The 19,482-nt window shown below is 45.7% G+C and carries 17 protein-coding genes; 7 read left to right on the top strand and 10 right to left on the bottom strand.

Features of this window, described 5'->3' with window-relative positions; translation table 11 throughout:
• Positions 1-76: 76 nt before the first annotated feature.
• Positions 77-2,605, bottom strand: a complete 2,529-nt coding sequence (locus FKN88_RS15200; protein WP_004393918.1) for a class I adenylate cyclase — start codon at positions 2,603-2,605, stop codon at positions 77-79.
• 149 nt (positions 2,606-2,754) lie between these two features.
• Between FKN88_RS15200 and FKN88_RS15195 the strand changes: the two genes are divergently transcribed.
• The 5 genes from FKN88_RS15195 to FKN88_RS15175 all read left to right on the top strand — a co-directional run bounded on the left by FKN88_RS15195 (position 2,755) and on the right by FKN88_RS15175 (position 7,090).
• The gene (locus FKN88_RS15195) at positions 2,755-2,883 is read left to right on the top strand and encodes a hypothetical protein (RefSeq protein WP_306687634.1); all 129 of its coding nucleotides are present in this window, start codon (positions 2,755-2,757) and stop codon (positions 2,881-2,883) included.
• Positions 2,884-3,018: 135 nt separating this feature from the next.
• Positions 3,019-3,957, top strand: a complete 939-nt coding sequence (hemC, locus tag FKN88_RS15190; RefSeq protein ID WP_004393916.1) for a hydroxymethylbilane synthase — start codon at positions 3,019-3,021, stop codon at positions 3,955-3,957.
• 3 nt (positions 3,958-3,960) lie between these two features.
• Complete coding sequence (locus FKN88_RS15185; RefSeq protein ID WP_154169808.1) at positions 3,961-4,683, top strand: uroporphyrinogen-III synthase; 723 nt, start codon at positions 3,961-3,963, stop codon at positions 4,681-4,683.
• 20 nt (positions 4,684-4,703) lie between these two features.
• Positions 4,704-5,912 (top strand): uroporphyrinogen-III C-methyltransferase, encoded by a 1,209-nt coding sequence (locus tag FKN88_RS15180; protein ID WP_154169806.1) that lies wholly within the window; start codon positions 4,704-4,706, stop codon positions 5,910-5,912.
• The gene (locus FKN88_RS15175) at positions 5,909-7,090 is read left to right on the top strand and encodes a heme biosynthesis protein HemY (RefSeq protein WP_154169804.1); all 1,182 of its coding nucleotides are present in this window, start codon (positions 5,909-5,911) and stop codon (positions 7,088-7,090) included. Before FKN88_RS15180 ends, FKN88_RS15175 begins: the two co-directional genes overlap by 4 nt.
• Before the next feature lie 102 nt (positions 7,091-7,192).
• Here FKN88_RS15175 and hemN read toward each other — a convergent pair whose 3' ends face one another.
• From hemN to FKN88_RS15155, 4 genes are all read right to left on the bottom strand, one after another.
• Positions 7,193-8,581 carry an oxygen-independent coproporphyrinogen III oxidase gene (gene hemN, locus FKN88_RS15170; RefSeq protein WP_154169802.1) on the bottom strand — a complete coding sequence of 463 codons (1,389 nt, stop codon included), beginning with the start codon at positions 8,579-8,581 and terminating at the stop codon, positions 7,193-7,195.
• Between the two features lie 238 nt (positions 8,582-8,819).
• Entirely contained in the window at positions 8,820-9,308 is a 489-nt protein-coding gene (locus tag FKN88_RS15165; RefSeq protein WP_154169784.1) for a DUF2489 domain-containing protein, read from the bottom strand.
• A gap of 9 nt (positions 9,309-9,317) precedes the next feature.
• Positions 9,318-9,890 carry a Der GTPase-activating protein YihI gene (gene yihI / locus FKN88_RS15160; RefSeq protein WP_154169782.1) on the bottom strand — a complete coding sequence of 191 codons (573 nt, stop codon included), beginning with the start codon at positions 9,888-9,890 and terminating at the stop codon, positions 9,318-9,320.
• Positions 9,890-10,528, bottom strand: coding sequence for a class I SAM-dependent methyltransferase (locus tag FKN88_RS15155; protein WP_154169780.1), 639 nt, complete (start codon positions 10,526-10,528; stop codon positions 9,890-9,892). The genes yihI and FKN88_RS15155 overlap by 1 nt, the downstream gene beginning before the upstream one ends.
• A gap of 414 nt (positions 10,529-10,942) precedes the next feature.
• Here FKN88_RS15155 and yihA point away from each other — a divergent pair, with 414 nt between their 5' ends.
• On the top strand, positions 10,943-11,599 hold the full coding sequence (gene yihA / locus FKN88_RS15150; protein WP_004393907.1) for a ribosome biogenesis GTP-binding protein YihA/YsxC: 657 nt from the start codon (positions 10,943-10,945) through the stop codon (positions 11,597-11,599).
• Between the two features lie 682 nt (positions 11,600-12,281).
• On the opposite strand, the gene polA is transcribed toward yihA, so the two are convergent.
• Together polA and hemB are read right to left on the bottom strand one after the other, a co-directional pair.
• A complete protein-coding gene (gene polA / locus FKN88_RS15145) occupies positions 12,282-15,077 on the bottom strand; it encodes a DNA polymerase I (protein ID WP_154169778.1) in 2,796 nt (931 codons plus the stop codon).
• A gap of 753 nt (positions 15,078-15,830) precedes the next feature.
• Positions 15,831-16,886 carry a porphobilinogen synthase gene (gene hemB, locus FKN88_RS15140; protein WP_154169776.1) on the bottom strand — a complete coding sequence of 352 codons (1,056 nt, stop codon included), beginning with the start codon at positions 16,884-16,886 and terminating at the stop codon, positions 15,831-15,833.
• Positions 16,887-17,119: 233 nt separating this feature from the next.
• Between hemB and FKN88_RS15135 the strand changes: the two genes are divergently transcribed.
• Positions 17,120-17,881 carry a TatD family hydrolase gene (locus FKN88_RS15135; protein WP_154169774.1) on the top strand — a complete coding sequence of 254 codons (762 nt, stop codon included), beginning with the start codon at positions 17,120-17,122 and terminating at the stop codon, positions 17,879-17,881.
• A 32-nt stretch (positions 17,882-17,913) separates the two neighbouring features.
• On the opposite strand, the gene tatC is transcribed toward FKN88_RS15135, so the two are convergent.
• The 3 genes from tatC to tatA all read right to left on the bottom strand — a co-directional run bounded on the left by tatC (position 17,914) and on the right by tatA (position 19,438).
• Entirely contained in the window at positions 17,914-18,657 is a 744-nt protein-coding gene (tatC, locus tag FKN88_RS15130; protein WP_154169772.1) for a twin-arginine translocase subunit TatC, read from the bottom strand.
• 136 nt (positions 18,658-18,793) lie between these two features.
• Positions 18,794-19,195 carry a Sec-independent protein translocase protein TatB gene (gene tatB / locus FKN88_RS15125; RefSeq protein ID WP_154169770.1) on the bottom strand — a complete coding sequence of 134 codons (402 nt, stop codon included), beginning with the start codon at positions 19,193-19,195 and terminating at the stop codon, positions 18,794-18,796.
• 3 nt (positions 19,196-19,198) lie between these two features.
• Positions 19,199-19,438 carry a Sec-independent protein translocase subunit TatA gene (gene tatA / locus FKN88_RS15120; protein WP_004393899.1) on the bottom strand — a complete coding sequence of 80 codons (240 nt, stop codon included), beginning with the start codon at positions 19,436-19,438 and terminating at the stop codon, positions 19,199-19,201.
• Between the last annotated feature and the right edge of the window lie 44 nt (positions 19,439-19,482).

Below are 19,482 nucleotides of genomic sequence, written 5' to 3'. Positions count from 1 at the left end.
GATAAACTCAAACGATGTAAAATGGCAGAGAGGAAACAGCCTAAATCAGGCATTACGCGACTAGGGTCTGTTGACCTTAGGCATTGATCACTTTTGAAGGACGAGAATAAACGGAGGAGTCATTACGATAAGGTACCACATAGCTCTCTCCTTCCTCAGGATGAATAATTTGGTAATACTGGGGCAGATTAAAGTTAATTAATTTAGCAGCAATCTGATTATCATCTTTTACTGACGTATAGAAGCTGTTAACACTGGTGATCATCTCATCTTTTTCACCGCTACACTGATGATACACCTCGATCCGATTCGCTTCGTCGAGCACGTAAATGTTAAAGCCCTGCTCAGTATCCTCAAAAAAGAACTGCACTAAACCTTCACTGGCAAAGCCATCAACCACATCCGGCAGTTGATAATCTTGCTCGCGATCCAACATCAGTAATGGGGAGCCTTTAAGTTTATTACTCGAAATGCTGCGATAAAAATCGACGGAATTTTCTAAGCGTTGTACCGAGACCCCTCGTCGCTCAAAAAACAGGCCATACATCTGTTTGCCAATCCGCATCGCTTTAAACCGACGCCGCTTCTCTTGCTCAACAGGCTTCAAACGCAAATCAATACACTCTGCAAGCAATTGATAAATCAAATTACGCATCACGCCACGCAAATGTTTGCTGTAGCAAAAGACATCCACCGACTCAGGAGGAATCGCATCTTGGTGCATCTTACCTAATACCGTTTTCAGCGCGTCCAATATCGCAGTTTCGCCTTTAAAGTGCAGGGTACGCACTTCTTGCCAAGAATTGCGATACACCAAATCAACACTGCCGACTAAGCATTGCTGCTGCTCAGAAAAACTAAAAATGTCCAAACGCTTCACGTCAACCTTAAGCGATTTACCCGTGAGTTGGGTGGTTGGATCGTTTTCAAAATTAATGAACATCGCCAATTGGCTGATTTCGCAAGGGCTAGCGAGCGCCGCCATCGTCGGGCGACGTTTATGTAACGAGAAAGTATTTCTTAGATCACTGACCATTTGATAAAACTTATCGAGGTCGAGATGCGCATCACGCACAATAGAATGTAAATGCGTCGATTCGGTGATTAAGCCATTAAAGAAGGCCCATGCGACAAGTTTACTTAAATATTCGTGATGATCTAAACAGCGCTGACCGATCATGCGCTCTGCCCGTGGCGGCTGCTTATACAAATACCACCCTGGAGGGTTGCTTCGCCCCGGACGAACTTCAATAAAAGTCAGATCCGGTTCATGTAAATCTGGGGAGATTTGTGGATTAAGCAGCGTCACTTTGCCGGGCAGCACTTCAAACGCGGCATACAATTTACGCGCGAGAATAGAAATGTCTTGAGGGCTGATCGCCGAAGTGATGTCATGCCGACGCGCAAATTGAATCAAGTTACGATAACTGAGCATTAACGCATCCAATAAAGCATGATGAACAGTTTTTACTTGCTCTACTTTCCAATGACGGCGGTTATCTAGCTGCTCAATTGTTGCTGCATCCCACTGCCAATCTTGAACCATTTCAGTTAAGGCTTCACGCCGCCACGCAACTGACCCCGCGCTTGGATCTCGCGATAATTTCTCATGGGTTTTAAGATAAAAACAGCGGCGAACTAAATCGAGTCGTGAATAGTCACCAATTCGCTCTAAGTAGCGAGTGACTTTTTTCAGCATCAAATAGTACGCGTCCATCCCATAGAGATCGGGCTCATGGGCAAAAAAGCGTCGTTTAGTATCAATGCTGAGTAATTGAGTATGGGGATATTCCCAAGAGTAAGCTTCTAATAAGGTCGCTTTTAAGACCGATTTATAAGGCGAGTCAATACTTTTATACAATTGCCATAAATTGGCACCAAAATACTCTTCGGCAGGAATTCGGTTTAGGCGTCCAAAATCAATCCATTCACTGCAATCAATGTAGTGATTAGCACACAATACATTGACGTATTCATCGTAGCACTCTTCCATTTCAGGCGGTACGATTTGCCACAATAAGCGCTTACCGGCCAAGCGAACCGCAGAACGATAGAACTCATCCAACAACAAAAGGTGTTGAGAAGAACCGCAGTTCTCACCGGTCATTTGATCCGATTGATTATGACGAAAACGTTGTTCATCCATAATAAAGAAATTGGCTTCGACACCTTGGCTTTTTGCCCAATCGGTGATCAGCAAACATTTATTGCTTAAGCGTTCACGCTGTTCGCAGCTCATACTGGCCGCCACACATACCCAAATATCTAAATCACTTGAGGTACTTTGGCCAATCGATGACGTGCTTCCCATCGTGTATAAACCTAAAATACTCAGCTGACTAGGAACCGGCAGCGTTTCTCCTAAAGCCAATTGCGTATCATCGATTAATTGTTGCTGAATCGGATCTAGGCTAAAACACTCAATACCGTGTGGCACTTGCTGTTCAAAATAGCCGGGGATCAAAGGATGGTTGTAGTGCAGCAAAGCGGGGATCAGATGAAAAACACGCTGACCTTGTAAATCCATAAGCGCCAGCGCACGCTCAGTGCGTTGCCGGTTAAGATTATCTAATCGCTGAATTAAGGTTTTTGTGTAAGCCTGCAAGGTTGGTTCCTTGGTTGAAACATTAACGCCCGCTTTGGATATGTTTTGTACGACAGACTAAACAAAACGTGATCAATTTAACACTTTAAATCCGCTGGGTAAAGTCATCTGCACTCTCTATCATACTAAAGTCGTAATTGATTGAGCAAATGACGACTCTAAAACACAAACGCGGCAGTACTGCTCATTTACTGTCTATTTTACTCGATATCGCCACAAACACCACTCAACTTGCTGGCTTACTTCGTCAAGCGAAGAGCGGCTTAGGAGGATGCTAACGAGAAGCTCATCACACTATTTTCACTAAAAATCATCAATTTAGTCACAAATGAGCTTCATCGCCATCTAGTATTAAAACTTTCCTGCGCACAATGTTAGGATGTCAGTATTGTTGACTGTTTATCGGGATTATCATGACTTCCACGCCTCCAATTCGTATTGCCACTCGGCAAAGCCCGCTCGCTTTATGGCAAGCGCATTTTGTAAAAGATGCCTTACAAGCTGCTCATCCACACTTAGCGGTAGAGCTGGTGACTATGGTTACTCGTGGTGATGTGCTATTGGATACGCCTCTCGCCAAAGTCGGCGGAAAAGGCCTGTTTGTGAAAGAATTGGAAGTCGCGATGCTGGAAGGACGCGCCGATTTAGCCGTCCATTCGATGAAAGATGTGCCGGTAGATTTTCCAGACGGATTAGGATTAGTCACGATTTGCGAACGTGAAGATCCCCGTGATGCTTTTGTCTCTAATACCTACCACTCCCTTGAAGCGCTGCCTCATGGTGCCATTGTCGGTACTTGCAGTCTTCGCCGCCAATGCCAAATTAAAGCAGCGCGCCCTGATATTATCATTAAAGAATTACGCGGCAATGTAGGAACGCGCCTAGCAAAATTGGATGCTGGGGAGTTTGATGCCATTGTCCTTGCCGCGGCAGGATTAAAACGCTTAAAACTGGAACAGCGCATCGCCAGCTTTATATCTCCAGAACAATCGCTCCCTGCGGTTGGTCAAGGTGCTGTCGGTATTGAGTGTCGCTTAGATGACCAACGTCTCCTCACCTTACTCGAACCCTTAAATCATGCCGATACTTATGATCGCGTGATCTGCGAACGAGCAATGAACCTGACCTTACAAGGTGGCTGCCAAGTGCCTATCGGTAGTTACACCGAATTAGACGGTGAGCAGATCTGGTTACGTGCTTTGGTTGGCGAGCCAGATGGCTCACGGATCATCCGTGGTGAGATTCGAGGCCCACGCCAACAAGCCGAACGCCTAGGCGTTGAATTGGCCCAGCAACTGCTTGACCAAGGTGCGCGTGATATCCTCAATAAACTCTACGCTGATCACGAGTAAACCATGGCGATCTTGGTCACTCGCCCAGAGCCACAAGGCGAAGCACTGTGCCAATTACTCCAGCAACATGGACATCACGCATTGCATCATCCATTAATCCGTATCGACGCCGGAATGGACTTAGCCTTACTCCGCTCAGAACTCTACAGCTATGAGGTGATTGTTGTCGCCAGCCAACATGCGGTTAGTTGGGTTGAACACACGCTCCAAGCGGAGCGACTCTCGTGGCCAACCAGTGCGATTTATGTTGCCATTGGTCAAAAAACCGCACAGGTTTTAAGCAAAGCCAGCCAACAACTCGTACACTACCCCGAGATCAGTGATAGTGAACATCTTTTGGCGTTGCCAGCGCTACAATCGGTAGCCGGAAAACGAGTGGTCATCTGGCGTGGTAATGGCGGGCGAGAGTTAATTTACCAAACACTGCACCAACGAGGAGCCAACGTTGACTACCGTGAAATGTATCAGCGACGCCCCTTGCCTTTTGACGGTGAAACGGCGTTAGCACGTTGGCAAGCAGCCAACGTCGATACCTTAATCATTACCAGCGGTGAGCAGCTGGCGTTTTTTTGTTCACAACTGCCTCGCAAAGCTCAAGCTTGGACGAGGGCATTACGCTTATTGATCCCCAGTCAACGTATCGCTGAACAAGCACGAGAATTGGGGTTTCAGCATACAGTGATAACAGGAAGTGCGGCAAACCGCGATTTAGTGGCGGCTGTTTAGCCTTAACCCAGGATTTAGCCATGACAGATAATAACCAACCCTCTCCACAAAAACCGCAGCAAACTTCACCTCAACCCGGCGATCCGGTCGATAAGAGTGACCAAGCAAAAACCAAACAAACCGAGCGTAAGGCAGACTCAACAAGCCATGCCAATTCGCCGAAAACCGTCAATCCGCCAACGACCACCTCCGTCAGTAGTCCAGTAAGCGGTGGCAGTAAACTCGCCAGCATTGCGATTGTGTTAACGGTGTTGTTTAGTGGCGGCCTCACTTTACATATGCAGCAGCAGCGTGCCGACCATCAAGCGCAAATAGGCGCGCTACGAGCAGAACTCAATCAAGCTCGCAGCACCATCAATACTCAGCTTGGCGAAGCGAAAGAACAAGCGATTACCGCTACTCGTGATATAGCGACTCAAGCTGAACTGTTGCTTAATCAGCAAAAACAGAGCGTCGATAGCTTGCATCTCGCACTTGCTGAAATTCAAGGTCGACGCCCCAATGACTGGCTATTGGCAGAAGCGGATTACTTAGTCAAACTCGCGGGACGCAAACTGTATTTAGAGCGTGATATCGAGACTGCGACTCAATTAGTCCAAGAAGCTGATTTACGTGTTGCGGAGCTCAATGATCCAAGTTTAACTTCACTGCGTCGCGCACTACGTCATGATATCGCTCAGTTACAAGCAATGCCGCTCATCGATAGAGATGGCTTAGTGCTGCGCTTGATGAGTCTGCAGCAGCGTATCGACCAACTACCGCTCGCCAATGCACTATTGCCAGAGGAAACTCAGCCTACCCAACCAACCGTTTCAGAAGATATTGCTGATTGGAAAACCAATCTACGCACCTCTTTGCAAGCCTTTGCCGATAACTTTATTACCTTTCGCGTAAGAGATGGACAAGCGATACCGCTGTTATCACCACAGCAAGATCTTTATCTTCGTGAGAACCTTAAAGCTAAATTAGATACCGCCATCCAAGCGATCTACAGCGAGCAACAAGAGATTTACACGCTCTCCCTCAATATGGCCCTAGAATGGTCAAACGATTATTTCAATCGATACGATCAGCAGGTCAAAGCCTTTACTCATAGCCTTGAGCAACTGGCTGAACAACACATTCAGCTTGATACGCCTCAGCTCACCGCTCAACAGCCACTCGCTGATGTGATTCGTGAACGGTTACGTCGCTCTGTGGCACCAATAATGACGGAGGGACAGCAATGATTCGTTTACTGTTTTTACTGGTTGTCCTCGGCCTAGGCTTATTTGTGGGTAGCCAATACGCTGGCCAACAAGGCTATGTTTTGATCTCCATCGCTAATACCAGTATCGAAATGAGCGTCACCACGCTGATCATTTTGATGGTCGCTTTACTGGCGGGACTATTTTTTCTTGAATATCTGATAAAAAAAATCCTTCGTGCCAGCAGCAGCACATGGAACTGGTTTACGATTCGTAAACAACGCCGATCCCGCCGTTACACCGATGAAGGTATGATTAAACTACTTGAAGGGGATTGGAAACAGGCCGAGAAAAAAGTCACTCGCTGGGCGAATCATCATGATATGCCGCTACTCTGTTATTTGGCCGCGGCAGAAGCGGCTCATGAACAAGGCGATCAGCGTAAACGAGACGACTATTTGACGTTAGCCGCTAAACAACCGAATGCCACCCTAGCGGTTGAATTGACTCGTGCCAAACAGTTATTGAGCGACCAAGCATGGCAGGCAGCGGTTGATATTCTGACCCCCTTAGCACAGGCTTACCCTGATAATATTTTGGTTTTAAAGCGCTTAAAACAAGCTTATCTCGCCTTAGAGCAATGGCAACCTCTCCTGGCCTTAATTCCAAAATTGACTAAAGCTCAATTACTCACCCCATCACAGGCCGATGCGCTGACCTTACAAGCTCAACAAGCAATGCTTAGCGTTGTGGCAACTCAAGGTGGTAGCGAAGGATTACTGACCTATTGGCAATCGCTACCCAAAACCCTTAAAAACGAAACCCGTTTAATGGTTGAAGTGATTGAACAGTTATTACAGCGTCAAGCCGACCCAGCGGCGTTTAAATTACTCAAAGAGTGGCTAAATAAGCAGCCTACGACTGAGTTATATCGCTTTCTGCCTAAGTTAACGCTAAAAGATAAACAGCCACTTATCGCCTTACTGCAAGACAAGCTACGTCGCGATAAAAATAATGCCGAAGCCCACAGCGCGCTAGGCCAAATTCTGCTCCACCAGAGACAGTGGGCACAAGCGCAACAGCACCTTGAACAGGCTTTATCACTTCGAGTGAATATTGAAGATTACGCCTGTTTAGCTCAAGCATTAGAGCAGCAAGATCGCCCACAAGCGGCGCACGATGTCAGTCGTAAAGCCTTATCCTTACTGACCACCGCTTAATAGAAAAAGCGGTCCCTCTGTACGATGGACCGCTTTTTATACTCTTCTGATGCTCTTCCCAATCGTCGTGAGCGAACACGATATCAGGTATGATACGTGAGATTAGATAACCCGAGAAAACTGCTGCTGACGGGCGCGCTGACGTAAATACTTGTCAAAACACATGCAAATATTGCGGATCAGCAATCTGCCACGTAAGGTGACGCGGATAAAACGCGAGTCCACTTCAACCAATTGATCATCGATGAAGGTTTGTAATAACGCGAGGTCTTGCTGGAAATAGTCATTAAAACGCAGCTTAAAATCCTGTTCTATTGTCTGTTTATCCAATTGGAAATTACAAATAAGTTGTTTAATGACTTCACGGCGTAGCAGATCATCACTGTCTAATGACACCCCTTTCCATAGCGCGTGACGCATCTCATCCACTTGCTGATAATAGCGTTTCAGATCTTTTTGATTTTGGGCATACACATCGCCGACCATTGAAATGGCAGAAACACCAAATCCCAGTAAATCACAATCGCCCTGCGTGGTGTAACCTTGGAAGTTACGATGTAAAACACCGTTACGCTGCGCCACGGCTAACTCGTCATCGGGTAACGCAAAATGGTCCATGCCAATAAACTGATACCCCGCTCCTGTTAAGGTGCTAATGGTGTCTTGCAAGATGGCCATTTTTTCCTCTATCGAGGGCAGAAAGTCAGATTTAATTTTACGCTGTGCGGCAAACAACTCAGGCATATGCGCATAGTTAAACACTGACAAACGCCCCGGACGTATCTCAATCACTTGTTGTAAAGTGGCGTGGAAACTGGCGACCGTCTGCTTGGGTAAACCATAAATTAAATCTAGATTGGTCGAACGAAAACCCAGTTGCTTGGCGCGCGCTACTAAATCAACAATAAACTGTTCATCTTGTTCACGATTAACGTACTGCTGAACTTGTTTATCAAAATCCTGCACTCCGATACTGATGCGATTAAAACCTTCACTCCGCAAATGATCGAGTACCGAGAGTTCAATCTCACGTGGATCAACTTCAATGCTGATCTCCGCATCGGGCTGAAAGTTAAACTCAGCCCGTAATAACGTCATTAAACGACTCATTTGAGCGTTGGTTAAAAACGTCGGTGTACCACCACCAAAATGCAATTGAGTCACTGGACGCGAAAGCAGCAATGGTGCGCGTTGACGAATTTCGTGTTCCAGCACATCTAAATACTCATCCGCTTTATGTGAATGGCGAGTGATGATTTTGTTGCAGCCACAGTAGTAGCAAAGCTTGTGACAAAAAGGAATATGGATATACAGGGATACCGGTCGCTGTGGATAACGCGCACAAGCCATATCAAATTCGGCAATCGTGAACGCTTCGTGAAATTCCACCGCGGTTGGATAGGAAGTGTAACGCGGCCCCGAGTAGTTGTACTTGTCTAAAATGGTTTGATCCCAAACAATCTGCTGACTGGGTACGACTGGCGACAACATAGTGACTCTTCCGTTATTGAACGTGGACTGATTATTTTGCCACACCAGAGACATAGCGTCGGGCAGCAAAAGAAGATTTACCGATAAAATAGTCTAAATTGCTAGCCGGATCACTTCTTATTACCCGTTAAACAAGGGCAATAGAGATCGTCTGCGTGTTGGCACCGCAACGGCTTTCGAGGTATAACGCGACAAGCGTACACCATCGAAAGCATTCACTGAAAACCGGATGAATAGATTAAACGAATTGAATAGGAATTTGTTGATTCAACGGCCGAATACGCTGTTGTAAGGCTTTTAGCTCAACAACAATCGCATCATTAAGACGCACTTCTGCTTTCTGACGCGTCAGGTTATGGCGCATTCTTTCTTGCTTTGGCATCGCTTGTCGAGCGTCGCCACGAGGCATATCTTTAACAATGTGGTACAGCTCTGCGGTGGCTGGATAGTCACGCTCAAAATCTACCCGTTGTTCACCCTGCACATAATCCATAATGCAGTAAACTCGAATGGCGATTTCCGATAAATCACACTGACCTTGAATACCGGCCAAACAGAGTGTATTCACACTATCAAAAATATTGGCGTTACGTTTTTCTATTGCCAGTGTTTGATGTTGCTGCTGTAACTGAGTTTGTTTTTTAACTTGCAATAACAAGTAAACGGCATAGCTTGCCAAACCAAGAATGATCAGTCCACCAACCATCATCAACAAAAGCGTATTCATACCATTGTCCTACTGTTTGTACCCATCCACATCTAGATTTTCAAATTGCGCCAACAACTCATCATCGGATTGAACTTTACGTACCTTAGATTGAGTCGCTTGTGGGATAGAAAAATCATCTTCAGGCTCATCGTCTTCATCAGCAGCATCATCGAACAACCCAAGTTGCTTCATCAAGACTTCGATGCGATCGAGTTTTTCGTCGACGTATTTTTGTAAACCCGCACCCAGATTTTCACCACTGTCAATTCTATCGAGCAGAACGTTCAACTGAGGATCATTTTCCAGCATCGCTAACTCTTGTTCAGCATCTAAACGGCGCTGCTGCTTACTGGCTTTTTTACCCGTTTCCACGATCAATGGAATTTTTTTCTTGCTTCCCAAGCGCGGATCGCGAGCTTGCTCAGCAGTACGTTGACTTTGCTCACCGCCATCGGAATGGCGACTACCACTTTTCAGTCCTTTGCGTTTTTTCAATTTTTTGCGCTCACGGCTTTCTACATCAGCCTCACTACGATTACGTTTACGAGCAACAATCAGTTCACCGTTAAAGCCGGTTTTTGCTTTCTTTGTACGAGACATTACTGGGGTTTCCTCAGTAAAATTACATCATTTCCGATAAATTCAAGTTCGAGCTTATCCCGCTCGGCCAGAAACTGAAAGGTATCACGACTAAAAAAACTCACATGAGTAAGATCATTTTTATAGTGCCATCCAGCAAACGCATCCACGTTTTTCACTAGTTTGGTCATGATACCAATCCAGCCTCCTGGCTTAACTAAATTCAGCCATTGCTGCCAAATACGGTGAGGATCATGTAAATGCTCAATCACTTCACTGGCAGTCATAAAATCATAGTCCCTTTGTAGGACTTCTTGCTGTCGATAATAAAAGAAGTCATACAATGCGACGTCGTGTCCAGCTTCTTCAAGCATGACCGACAACGTCGGGCCTGGGCCACAGCCAAAATCCAATCCCTTCGATTGAGGAGCAAGTCTCTCAAGCATTGGCTGAGAAAGACGCGATAAAAAACGACGATAGCCCAGATCGTTAGGATTATTGTCGTGCAAATCGTAGAAACTTTTCTCACGTTCAGCGCTCAATCGATCAACCGGAGGCACAAAGACCAATCGACAAACCGAACACTCCCTATAAGCACGATGATTATCGGCAAAGTAAGCGTGGGTTTGAACGCTGTGGCACAAAGGACAAGTCTGCATTGTCGCCTCCTGATTGGGGGATGCGCAACATACCAGAAACTGGCGATAGTGTGGAGCCTCTTTGTTCAAAAACAGAGCAATTATTGTAAAAAGATCATCAATCCATTCATCACACGACAAAAAGGCCCGACCGCCGCGAATAAGCGATGCGCCAGGCTTAACCTAAAAATCAACAATGACTCCTCATCGCCCAGCGAAGAAGACAATATCCTTGGTGAGGTAAGTTATTAATATAAAAAACTAAAAGGTAATTTAAGGCGAGCGGATGACTTTCTTCCCATCCGCTTGTTGATAATTGTCCAGCTTACCCAAGCACTCATGGTACAATCATCGGTCTTGTACCGAGTACGATTCTTCGACTAAGTTTTTATAAAAGCAATCAATCGACTACGCAAAGTCGAGATGGAGTTAACATTGAGCGTAAAAATTCACTATCAAAACACGCATTTCATTACCAGTGCGCCAGACATTCGCCATCTTCCCGCCGATGACGGTATCGAAATTGCGTTTGCCGGACGTTCAAATGCTGGCAAATCAAGCGCTCTCAATCGCTTAACCAACCAAAAAAGCTTGGCGAAAACCAGTAAAACCCCTGGAAGAACTCAGTTAATTAATCTATTTAAAGTCACCGATGGTTGCCATATCGTTGATTTACCGGGTTATGGCTTTGCACAAGTACCGCTAGAAATGAAAAAGAAGTGGCAAAAATCACTGGGTGAGTATCTGCAACAGCGCTCTAGCCTAAAAGGCTTGGTGGTGTTAATGGATATCCGCCATCCAATGAAAGATCTCGACCAACAATTGGTCTTGTGGGCGGTTGAATGTGCCATTCCGGTGCAAGTACTGCTGACTAAAGCGGATAAATTGAAAAGCGGTGCACGTAAAGCCCAACTCAACAAGATCAGAGAAGAGTCATTATCGTTCGGTGGTGATGTCAGTGTCGATGTGTACTCGTCGCTAAACGGCTTAGGGGTTGATACCTTACGCAGTAAACTCGATAGTTGGTTTATGCCTGAAGTATTGCGTCGTACCGAACAACCGTTATCAACCGACGAGCCACCTGTCGCTTAGTCATTATTCGTTTGTTGATTTATATCCAAGCGATAAAAATCCCCACCATCCTGGTGGGGCAACGGGAGAGAAATAGGAAGTCATTATTGTTATAGCGCTAGCATTCCTCAATCCCGCAAAAATTACAAGACGCTACCACCCACAATCTTGCTTCAACACCACAAAACATATCGCCATTTTTAATTTATTAATCAATAAATTAAATCAAAAAAAACCACCATGCTATAGACTTGATTTTCCGCTAAAAAGAATCGAAAGTGTGAATGACGTTTAATGACAATACTGATCAAAAACCATCGTCAATCAGCTTTATATTGAGGCGCTGCTTAGCCGAAATAATCGACCAGATTTCAGCCGCGAAGATTGATGATACGAGAGATAAAAAGATGGGAAGCGCACAATAAAAAACGCCCCAGTCAATAATCGACTGGGGCGGCTGAATCAGCCTAATCCAATAACGTGAAACAAAAGGTCTGAAAGATAGAACATCTTACCTCTGTACCCTACGGAATTAAATCTACAGCAACTGGTCATAAATGAAAATAGTTTTTGTAGTTTTTTTTCATTAAAATTTTATTAAAATACATAAACACTTGAAAATCACTCAATTTTTTTCGATTAAAAAAAAGCCAGCGATAAGACGCTGGCTAGAATAATTGATTGATTTTATGCTAAATCGACGTTAATGGGCTTCATCCCAGTTGTTTCCGTGACCAGCATCAGCCACTAACGGCACGTTAAGTTGGGCAGCAGATTCCATCAATTCTTGTACTTTACTTTCAATTTCGGATAAAGCTGACTCTTGCACTTCAAAAACCAGTTCATCGTGTACTTGCATTAACAGTTTTACGCGTCCTTGCCCCTCTGTCTCGATCCAATTATCCACTAATAGCATCGCTTTTTTAATGATATCAGCGGCAGTACCTTGCATCGGTGCATTGATCGCCGCCCGCTCAGCGGCTTTACGACGCATGCCATTCCGTGATTGAATTTCAGGTAAATGCAAACGACGACCAAAGAGCGTTTCCACATACCCTTGCTCTGCCGCCATACTGCGCGTCTCTTCCATATAACGCAGCACACCCGGATAACGTTCAAAATATTTGTCCATATAATGCTGAGCTTCAGAGCGAGGAATACCGAGTTGCTTAGCAAGACCAAAGGCGCTCATGCCATAAATCAATCCGAAGTTGACCGCTTTGGCGCGACGACGCTGCTCACTGGTTACCTGATCAATACTCACGCCAATGATTTCTGCTGCCGTCGCGGTATGGATATCCTTGCCTTGCTGGAAAGCGTCCAGCAACGCAGGATCGCCAGACAAATGAGCCATGATTCGTAATTCAATCTGTGAGTAGTCGACTGCCATGATTTTCCAGCCCGCTGGAGCAATAAAGGCCTGACGAATACGACGTCCTTCTTGATTGCGGATCGGAATATTTTGTAAGTTTGGATCGGTTGAAGACAAACGTCCTGTCGCCGTTACCGCTTGATGATAAGAAGTGTGCACCCGCCCAGTTGTTGGGTTGATCATCTTTGGTAGCTTGTCTGTGTAGGTCGACTTTAATTTAGCCAATCCACGGTATTCAAGGATCACCGCTGGTAACGGATAATCTAACGCCAATTCTTGTAGCACTTCTTCGTTAGTCGATGGCGTACCTGATGGCGTTTTTTTCACCACAGGTAACTTCATCTGCTCAAACAAAATCGTTTGTAATTGCTTTGGTGAGCTTAAATTAAATTCTTGATCAGCCAGCTCATAGGCTTTGCGCTCGAGCTCAACCAAACGCTGGGCAATTTCTTGAGATTGAATCGCCAGTAATTGATCGTCAATCAATACGCCTGTGCGCTCCATACGTGATAACACCGGCACTAATGGCACCTCAATATCACGATAAACAGCGAATAGCGGCGCATCCGCTTCAAGCAAAGCTTGTAAACGATGGTGTAACCTTAGTGTCACATCGGCATCTTCCGCGGCGTATGGCGCAGCCTGTTCAAGATCGATTTGATTGAAGGTCAGTTGATTTTTGCCCTTACCAGCCACTTGCTCAAAAGAAATACAGCTATGTTGTAAAAAACGTAGCGCTAAGCTATCCATATCCTGCTTACCACCAACGCTGTTATAGACATAAGAAGCCAGCATCGTATCATGAGCAATGCCACGCATCGTTATCCCATAACGCGCCACAACACTGGCGTCGTATTTCAGATTTTGACCAACTTTAGCCAATTGAGGATCTTCTAATAGCGGTTTTAGCTGCGCCAGTACCCAATCACGGTCCAGCTGCTGAGGCGCATCAAGATAGTCATGCCCAACGGGCACATACGCCGCCTCTCCTTCTGCTACGGCAAACGAGAGACCCACCAAATTAGCGACCATATAATCGAGACTGTCTGTTTCCGTATCAAACGCAAACACTTCGGCTTGTTTGAGCTTGGCTAACCATATCGCAAAACTCTGTTCATCAAGGATCGTCTGGTACTGACTGCGATCAATCGTTACCGCTGAGTGCTCACTCATCACCGTGTGCGCTTGGCCAGAGGCCACTTCTCGCTGGGTGATAGGTTCACGAGCTTCAACCACGCCATTACCGCCGTCTAAGAGTTCCGTTAACCAAGATTTAAACGCCATTTTTCCATACAGCGCAATTAAGGCGTCGCAGTCGGGAGTGGTTTTCAATAAAGACTGCGGCGTGTGATCCAATGCAACATCGAGCTTAATCGTGGCTAACTGATAAGATAACCAAGCATTGTCACGATTTTCTTCCAGCTTCTTGGCCATGGTTTTTGAACCACGGAAACCTAACTCCGCAATTTTATCTAAATTGGCATATAACGCCTCAAGGCCACCAATCCCTTGTAACAAGGCGGTCGCGGTTTTATCACCCACACCGGGAACGCCAGGAATGTTATCGACTTTATCGCCCATCAAAGCGAGATAATCGATGATCAACTCAGGCGGAATACCAAATTTTTCAATCACCCCTTCGCGATCCATGACGACATTGGTCATGGTGTTAATCAAAGTGACATGATCGTTGACTAATTGCGCCATATCTTTATCGCCGGTACTGATCAGCACTGGCATTCCCGCTTGCGATGCTTGCGCCGCTAAGGTACCGATCACATCATCCGCTTCCACACCTTCAATCGAAATCAGCGGTAAACCCATTGCACGAATAATCTGATGCAAAGGTTCAATTTGACACCTTAGATCATCCGGCATCGGAGGGCGATGAGCTTTATACTGATCGTACATGTCATCACGAAAGGTTTTACCCTTCGCATCGAAAATCACGGCCATGCGCTCTGAAGCAAATTGACGCATCATGGCACGCAACATATTGACGACCCCATACACCGCATTGGTCGGGATCTCACCATTGGTCATGGTGCCTGGGTAGGCGTGAAACGCGCGGTATAAATAAGAGGAGCCATCGATCAAAATGAGGGGGTTATCAGGGATACGAGCCATAGTTTTGCTATCCGAACAGAAACAATAAGCGCCTAGGATGCCATGACTGCTGCTTGGTTTCCATGCTGATCAAGCTGACTCGTTGCCTAAGCGTGCACCGAGATCGGTTCTGCCTCCCCTTCATCTGTGGATAAGTCTGTTCATAGATTTTATCCACACCGCTATCACTCTCTTTTTACCACTGCCAATCAAAATTAAAGTTACTGATATTTAAGGAATTTAATCCAGATCAACAAAGACAGCAATGATCCTTTAACGATCATCCATTGTGGAAAAGATACTTGCTGTCCTTTTGCTCACGCTGAGATCCCGCTCGAAATTAGCTGATTACAATTACAACAGTCTCACCCGAGCTTGCTGACGTCATTGAGTAAAATCTACTCATGTGACAGATTGACTTGCCGAACTCATAGCATAAAAAAAGCGACACCCGAAGATGTCGCCTAGCCGTATGCTGGTGAAGCTAATGGTAAAATCAACTCCCCAAAAAGCTAAATATTACACTGGAAGCAATGTGAGCAATGTCGTGTCAAAAAGAATCTGTGTTACCCAATAACCTCTGCTTATCCGCTAGCAATAGATAAAGCTAACATAATCAGCAGGTCTGTTGTTGAACTCGACTTATCCCCTAAGACAAGGTTAATAATAATCGTTCTCATCTTAATGTCAACACTCAAATGAGAAAAAATCTCATTTGTTGATCTACCCCACTTTTATTGTGGGATAGTTTTTATTGTGAGTGTGAGGTAGCTTTTATTTTGAGGTGGCTTTCTGACGCAAATGCTTCGCCGCTTGAGCGTGATCATCGGCTAACCATTCGGCGACTTGTTTAGCAAAATAGGTCAAAATGCCGTCGGCTCCAGCGCGCTTAAAGCACAATAGTGACTCCATAACGGTTTCACGTTCTTTAAGCCAACCATTTAAGATCGCCGCTTTATGCATCGCATATTCACCAGACACTTGATAAGCAAAAGTGGGCACTTGCAACTCACTTTTCACTCGGCGTACCACATCAAGATAGGGCATACCGGGCTTAACCATCACCATATCCGCGCCTTCGTTAATATCCATCGCGACTTCATGCAATGCTTCATCACTGTTGGCCGGATCCATCTGATAGTTTTTCTTATTGCCCCCTTTGAGATTACTTGCCGAGCCGACCGCATCACGAAACGGCCCATAGTAACAAGACGCATATTTCGCCGAATAAGCCATGATCTGTGTATGGATATGCCCCGCCTCTTCAAGTGCTTGACGAATTTTACCAATTCGTCCATCCATCATGTCTGATGGTGCGACAACATCCGCGCCGGCTTGAGCATGGGACAACGCCTGCTTAATCAACACCTCGGTCGTTGCTTCGTTGAGCACATAGCCACTTTCATCAATGATCCCATCTTGGCCATGTGTGGTAAAAGGATCTAAAGCCACGTCGGTAATCACGCCCATTTGAGGGACATGCGCTTTCAGTAATTTGACCGCACGCTGCACTAATCCATCCGGATTATAGGCTTCTGAAGCATCGAGACTTTTTGCATCTGGAGTCACGACCGGAAACAGGGCGATGGCTGGAATTCCTAATTGCGCTAAATATTGCGCTTCTTCTAACATCAAATCGATAGATAGACGTTCAACACCGGGCATCGACTCTACCGCTTCACGACGATCTTTACCCATTAAGATAAACATCGGATAGATCAAGTCATTCACCGAGACGCTGTGCTCTGCGACTAAGCGACGACTAAAATCATGTTTGCGTAAACGGCGTAAACGACGGCCAGGGAACTGACCTTGGATTGATACAGACACTCGACTCTCCTTAGTTGTCGAACCGCACAGCAGTGATAGGACCACCCGCGGTCGTGATTGGAACGTGTAGTCGTGAAATCATATCACTCTAATCACTTGGCGCTAGGCTCAATCCAAGAAAAGGCGAAAAATGATCTCCGTGGCCCACTCGCGTATACTGCTTCTTTATCGAATATCATCCCGCTGACGATAGCTCGGAAGCGTCAACAGCCACTAACCATAAAGAGATTACGATGATTGATACCCATGCCCATGTTTACGCCAGTGAATTTGATCACGATCGCGACCAAGTGATACAACGTGCGATTGAACAAGGTATTGAGCACATTTTGTTACCCAATATCGATCTCGACTCTATCGCTCCTATGCTCGCTACCGAAGCGGCTTATCCTGATTTATGCCGATCGATGATGGGCCTGCATCCTTGCTATGTAAACGCCGACGTCAAACAAACGCTCGAGCAGATAGAATACTGGTTTACACAACGCGAGTTTATTGCCGTAGGCGAAATCGGCATTGATTTGTACTGGGACAAAACCTATCAAGCCGAACAAGAGATGGCATTGATTACCCAACTGAACTGGGCAAAAAGTCTTAACTTACCGATCGTCATTCATACTCGTGATTCCATCGATCAAACCTTAGCCCTACTCAAGCAAGAGCAAAATGGTCAATTAAGCGGTGTTTTCCATTGTTTTGGCGGAACGATTGAACAAGCCAAAGCGATCAATGATCTTGGCTTTCACTTAGGTTTAGGCGGAGTATCAACGTTTAAAAATGGCGGAATGGATAAAGTAATTCCAGCGCTCGATTTGAACTATCTGGTATTAGAAACCGATTGTCCTTACCTAGCGCCAGTGCCGCATCGCGGTAAACGTAATGAGCCAGCGTACACTCGATTAGTCGCAGAGCGAATTGCAGAGTTACGTGGCCTAAGCACCGAGTACGTCGACCAATTCACCACTAACAATGCCAAAGCCTTATTTAAGTTATAACCAACGACGACCAAGCCATCGCGATATCGCGATTACTCTTGCGCCTCACGCGGCTCTCGCTGGCCGTAAAAGCGCGCAAAAAACAGCCCAACTTCAAATAACAAGCACATAGGTATGGCTAATAGGGTTTGAGAAATAATATCCGGTGGCGTGAGTAGCATGCCAATCACAAAAGCGGCGACCACAATATAAGGCCGCTTTTCACTGAGCGCTTTCGGTGTCGTCGCGCCAGTCCAACACAGCAAAATAATCGCCACGGGAACCTCAAACGCAATACCAAATGCCAAAAAGAGCGACAATACAAAGTCTAAATAGCTAGCGATATCGGTAGCAAATTGTACGCCCCCCAGCGAAATGGCGGTAAAAAAACCAAACACTAAAGGAAACACGACAAAGTAAGCAAAGGCAACACCACAATAAAACAGCAAAGAACTGGAAACCAACAGTGGAAAAATCAACCGGCGCTCATGTTTGTACAAACCAGGGGCAACAAACGCCCAAACTTGATACAAGATATACGGCACCGATAAAAAGATAGCGACAATTAACGTCAGTTTCAGTGGCGTAAAAAATGGCGAAGCGACATCGGTAGCAATCATCGTCGCACCAGCAGGCAAACGCTCAACCAGAGGCCGCGAAACAAACTCGTAAATCGTATTTGAAAAATAAATCAAACCAATAAAAACGACGATCACCGCCGCAATACTGCGTAATAAACGGTCACGTAATTCAAGTAAATGGGCGATGAGCGGCTGGGTTTGTTCAGCGGATGACATAACAACCTCGGTTAATATGGAGTACAAGTAATCAGTATCAGCTGATGACGGTTTCATCACTGAAAGAGACTATCGCTGTAGTGGCGCGATACCACGCCAACTCAATCACCGCCTTTGTACAGCCGAACCGTTCGGCTTACTCTGGCGCTTTGCTGGGTGTTTTTTTTGTCACAGCTAAGTCTGATGTCGGATTTGTTGGTTTCAGCGCAGAAGCCGAGTCTGGCTCGACAATGTTCTCAGCATTAGCACCATAAGAACGCTGCACATCCTGTGCTGCTTTTTTTAGCGTATCGACGGATTCTTGTAGCTCTGGCGATAGATTTTTCATCCCCATTTGCTCCGCTTTACGTAATTGCTCTTGCAGTTCCTGCACCTTTAGCTCTTGGGCCAACTCTTCTTTGACGCTATTTGCCATCCCTTTGGCAGTAGCAACAAACTTAGCCACACTGCGTATTGCATGAGGTAAACGCTCTGGGCCCAGCACAACCAATGCAACCACCGAGATCAATACCAGCTCCCAAAAACCGATATCAAACACAGCTTACACCTTCTCTTGGTCTTTTTTGGCTTCCGCCGTACTTTCCGTTTTCTGTTGCTGTAGATTTTTCTGCTCAAAATCGGCATCTTTCTTCGTCGGATCTTCTTCTTCAGCCATCGCCTTTTTGAAGCCTTTCACCGCACTGCCTAAGTCACTGCCTATGCCACGTAATTTCTTAGTGCCAAATAATAAAACAACGATCACCGCAATAATAAGCAGTTGCCAAATACTGATACCACCCATTTTCTCTACCTCGGGTTATGTGTTACACAATGATGAATTCTTCA

The organism is Vibrio sp. 2017_1457_13, from assembly GCF_030851525.1.
GTDB classification, from domain to species: domain Bacteria; phylum Pseudomonadota; class Gammaproteobacteria; order Enterobacterales; family Vibrionaceae; genus Vibrio; species Vibrio metschnikovii.
Note: the sequence above shows the minus strand (reverse complement) of the source record. Positions and strands in the feature narration are given on the sequence as shown.

Bases quoted from the DNA above. Each gene is read 5' to 3' on its own strand.
- FKN88_RS15195 (WP_306687634.1), top strand. From the start codon at position 2,755: ATGACGACTCTAAAACACAAACGCGGCAGTACTGCTCATTTACTGTCT.
- hemC (WP_004393916.1), top strand. From the start codon at position 3,019: ATGACTTCCACGCCTCCAATTCGTATTGCCACTCGGCAAAGCCCGCTC.
- FKN88_RS15185 (WP_154169808.1), top strand. From the start codon at position 3,961: ATGGCGATCTTGGTCACTCGCCCAGAGCCACAAGGCGAAGCACTGTGC.
- FKN88_RS15180 (WP_154169806.1), top strand. From the start codon at position 4,704: ATGACAGATAATAACCAACCCTCTCCACAAAAACCGCAGCAAACTTCA.
- FKN88_RS15175 (WP_154169804.1), top strand. From the start codon at position 5,909: ATGATTCGTTTACTGTTTTTACTGGTTGTCCTCGGCCTAGGCTTATTT.
- hemN (WP_154169802.1), bottom strand. From the start codon at position 8,581: ATGTTGTCGCCAGTCGTACCCAGTCAGCAGATTGTTTGGGATCAAACC.
- FKN88_RS15165 (WP_154169784.1), bottom strand. From the start codon at position 9,308: ATGAATACGCTTTTGTTGATGATGGTTGGTGGACTGATCATTCTTGGT.
- yihI (WP_154169782.1), bottom strand. From the start codon at position 9,890: ATGTCTCGTACAAAGAAAGCAAAAACCGGCTTTAACGGTGAACTGATT.
- FKN88_RS15155 (WP_154169780.1), bottom strand. From the start codon at position 10,528: ATGCAGACTTGTCCTTTGTGCCACAGCGTTCAAACCCACGCTTACTTT.
- polA (WP_154169778.1), bottom strand. From the start codon at position 15,077: ATGGCTCGTATCCCTGATAACCCCCTCATTTTGATCGATGGCTCCTCT.
- FKN88_RS15135 (WP_154169774.1), top strand. From the start codon at position 17,120: ATGATTGATACCCATGCCCATGTTTACGCCAGTGAATTTGATCACGAT.
- tatC (WP_154169772.1), bottom strand. From the start codon at position 18,657: ATGTCATCCGCTGAACAAACCCAGCCGCTCATCGCCCATTTACTTGAA.
- tatA (WP_004393899.1), bottom strand. From the start codon at position 19,438: ATGGGTGGTATCAGTATTTGGCAACTGCTTATTATTGCGGTGATCGTT.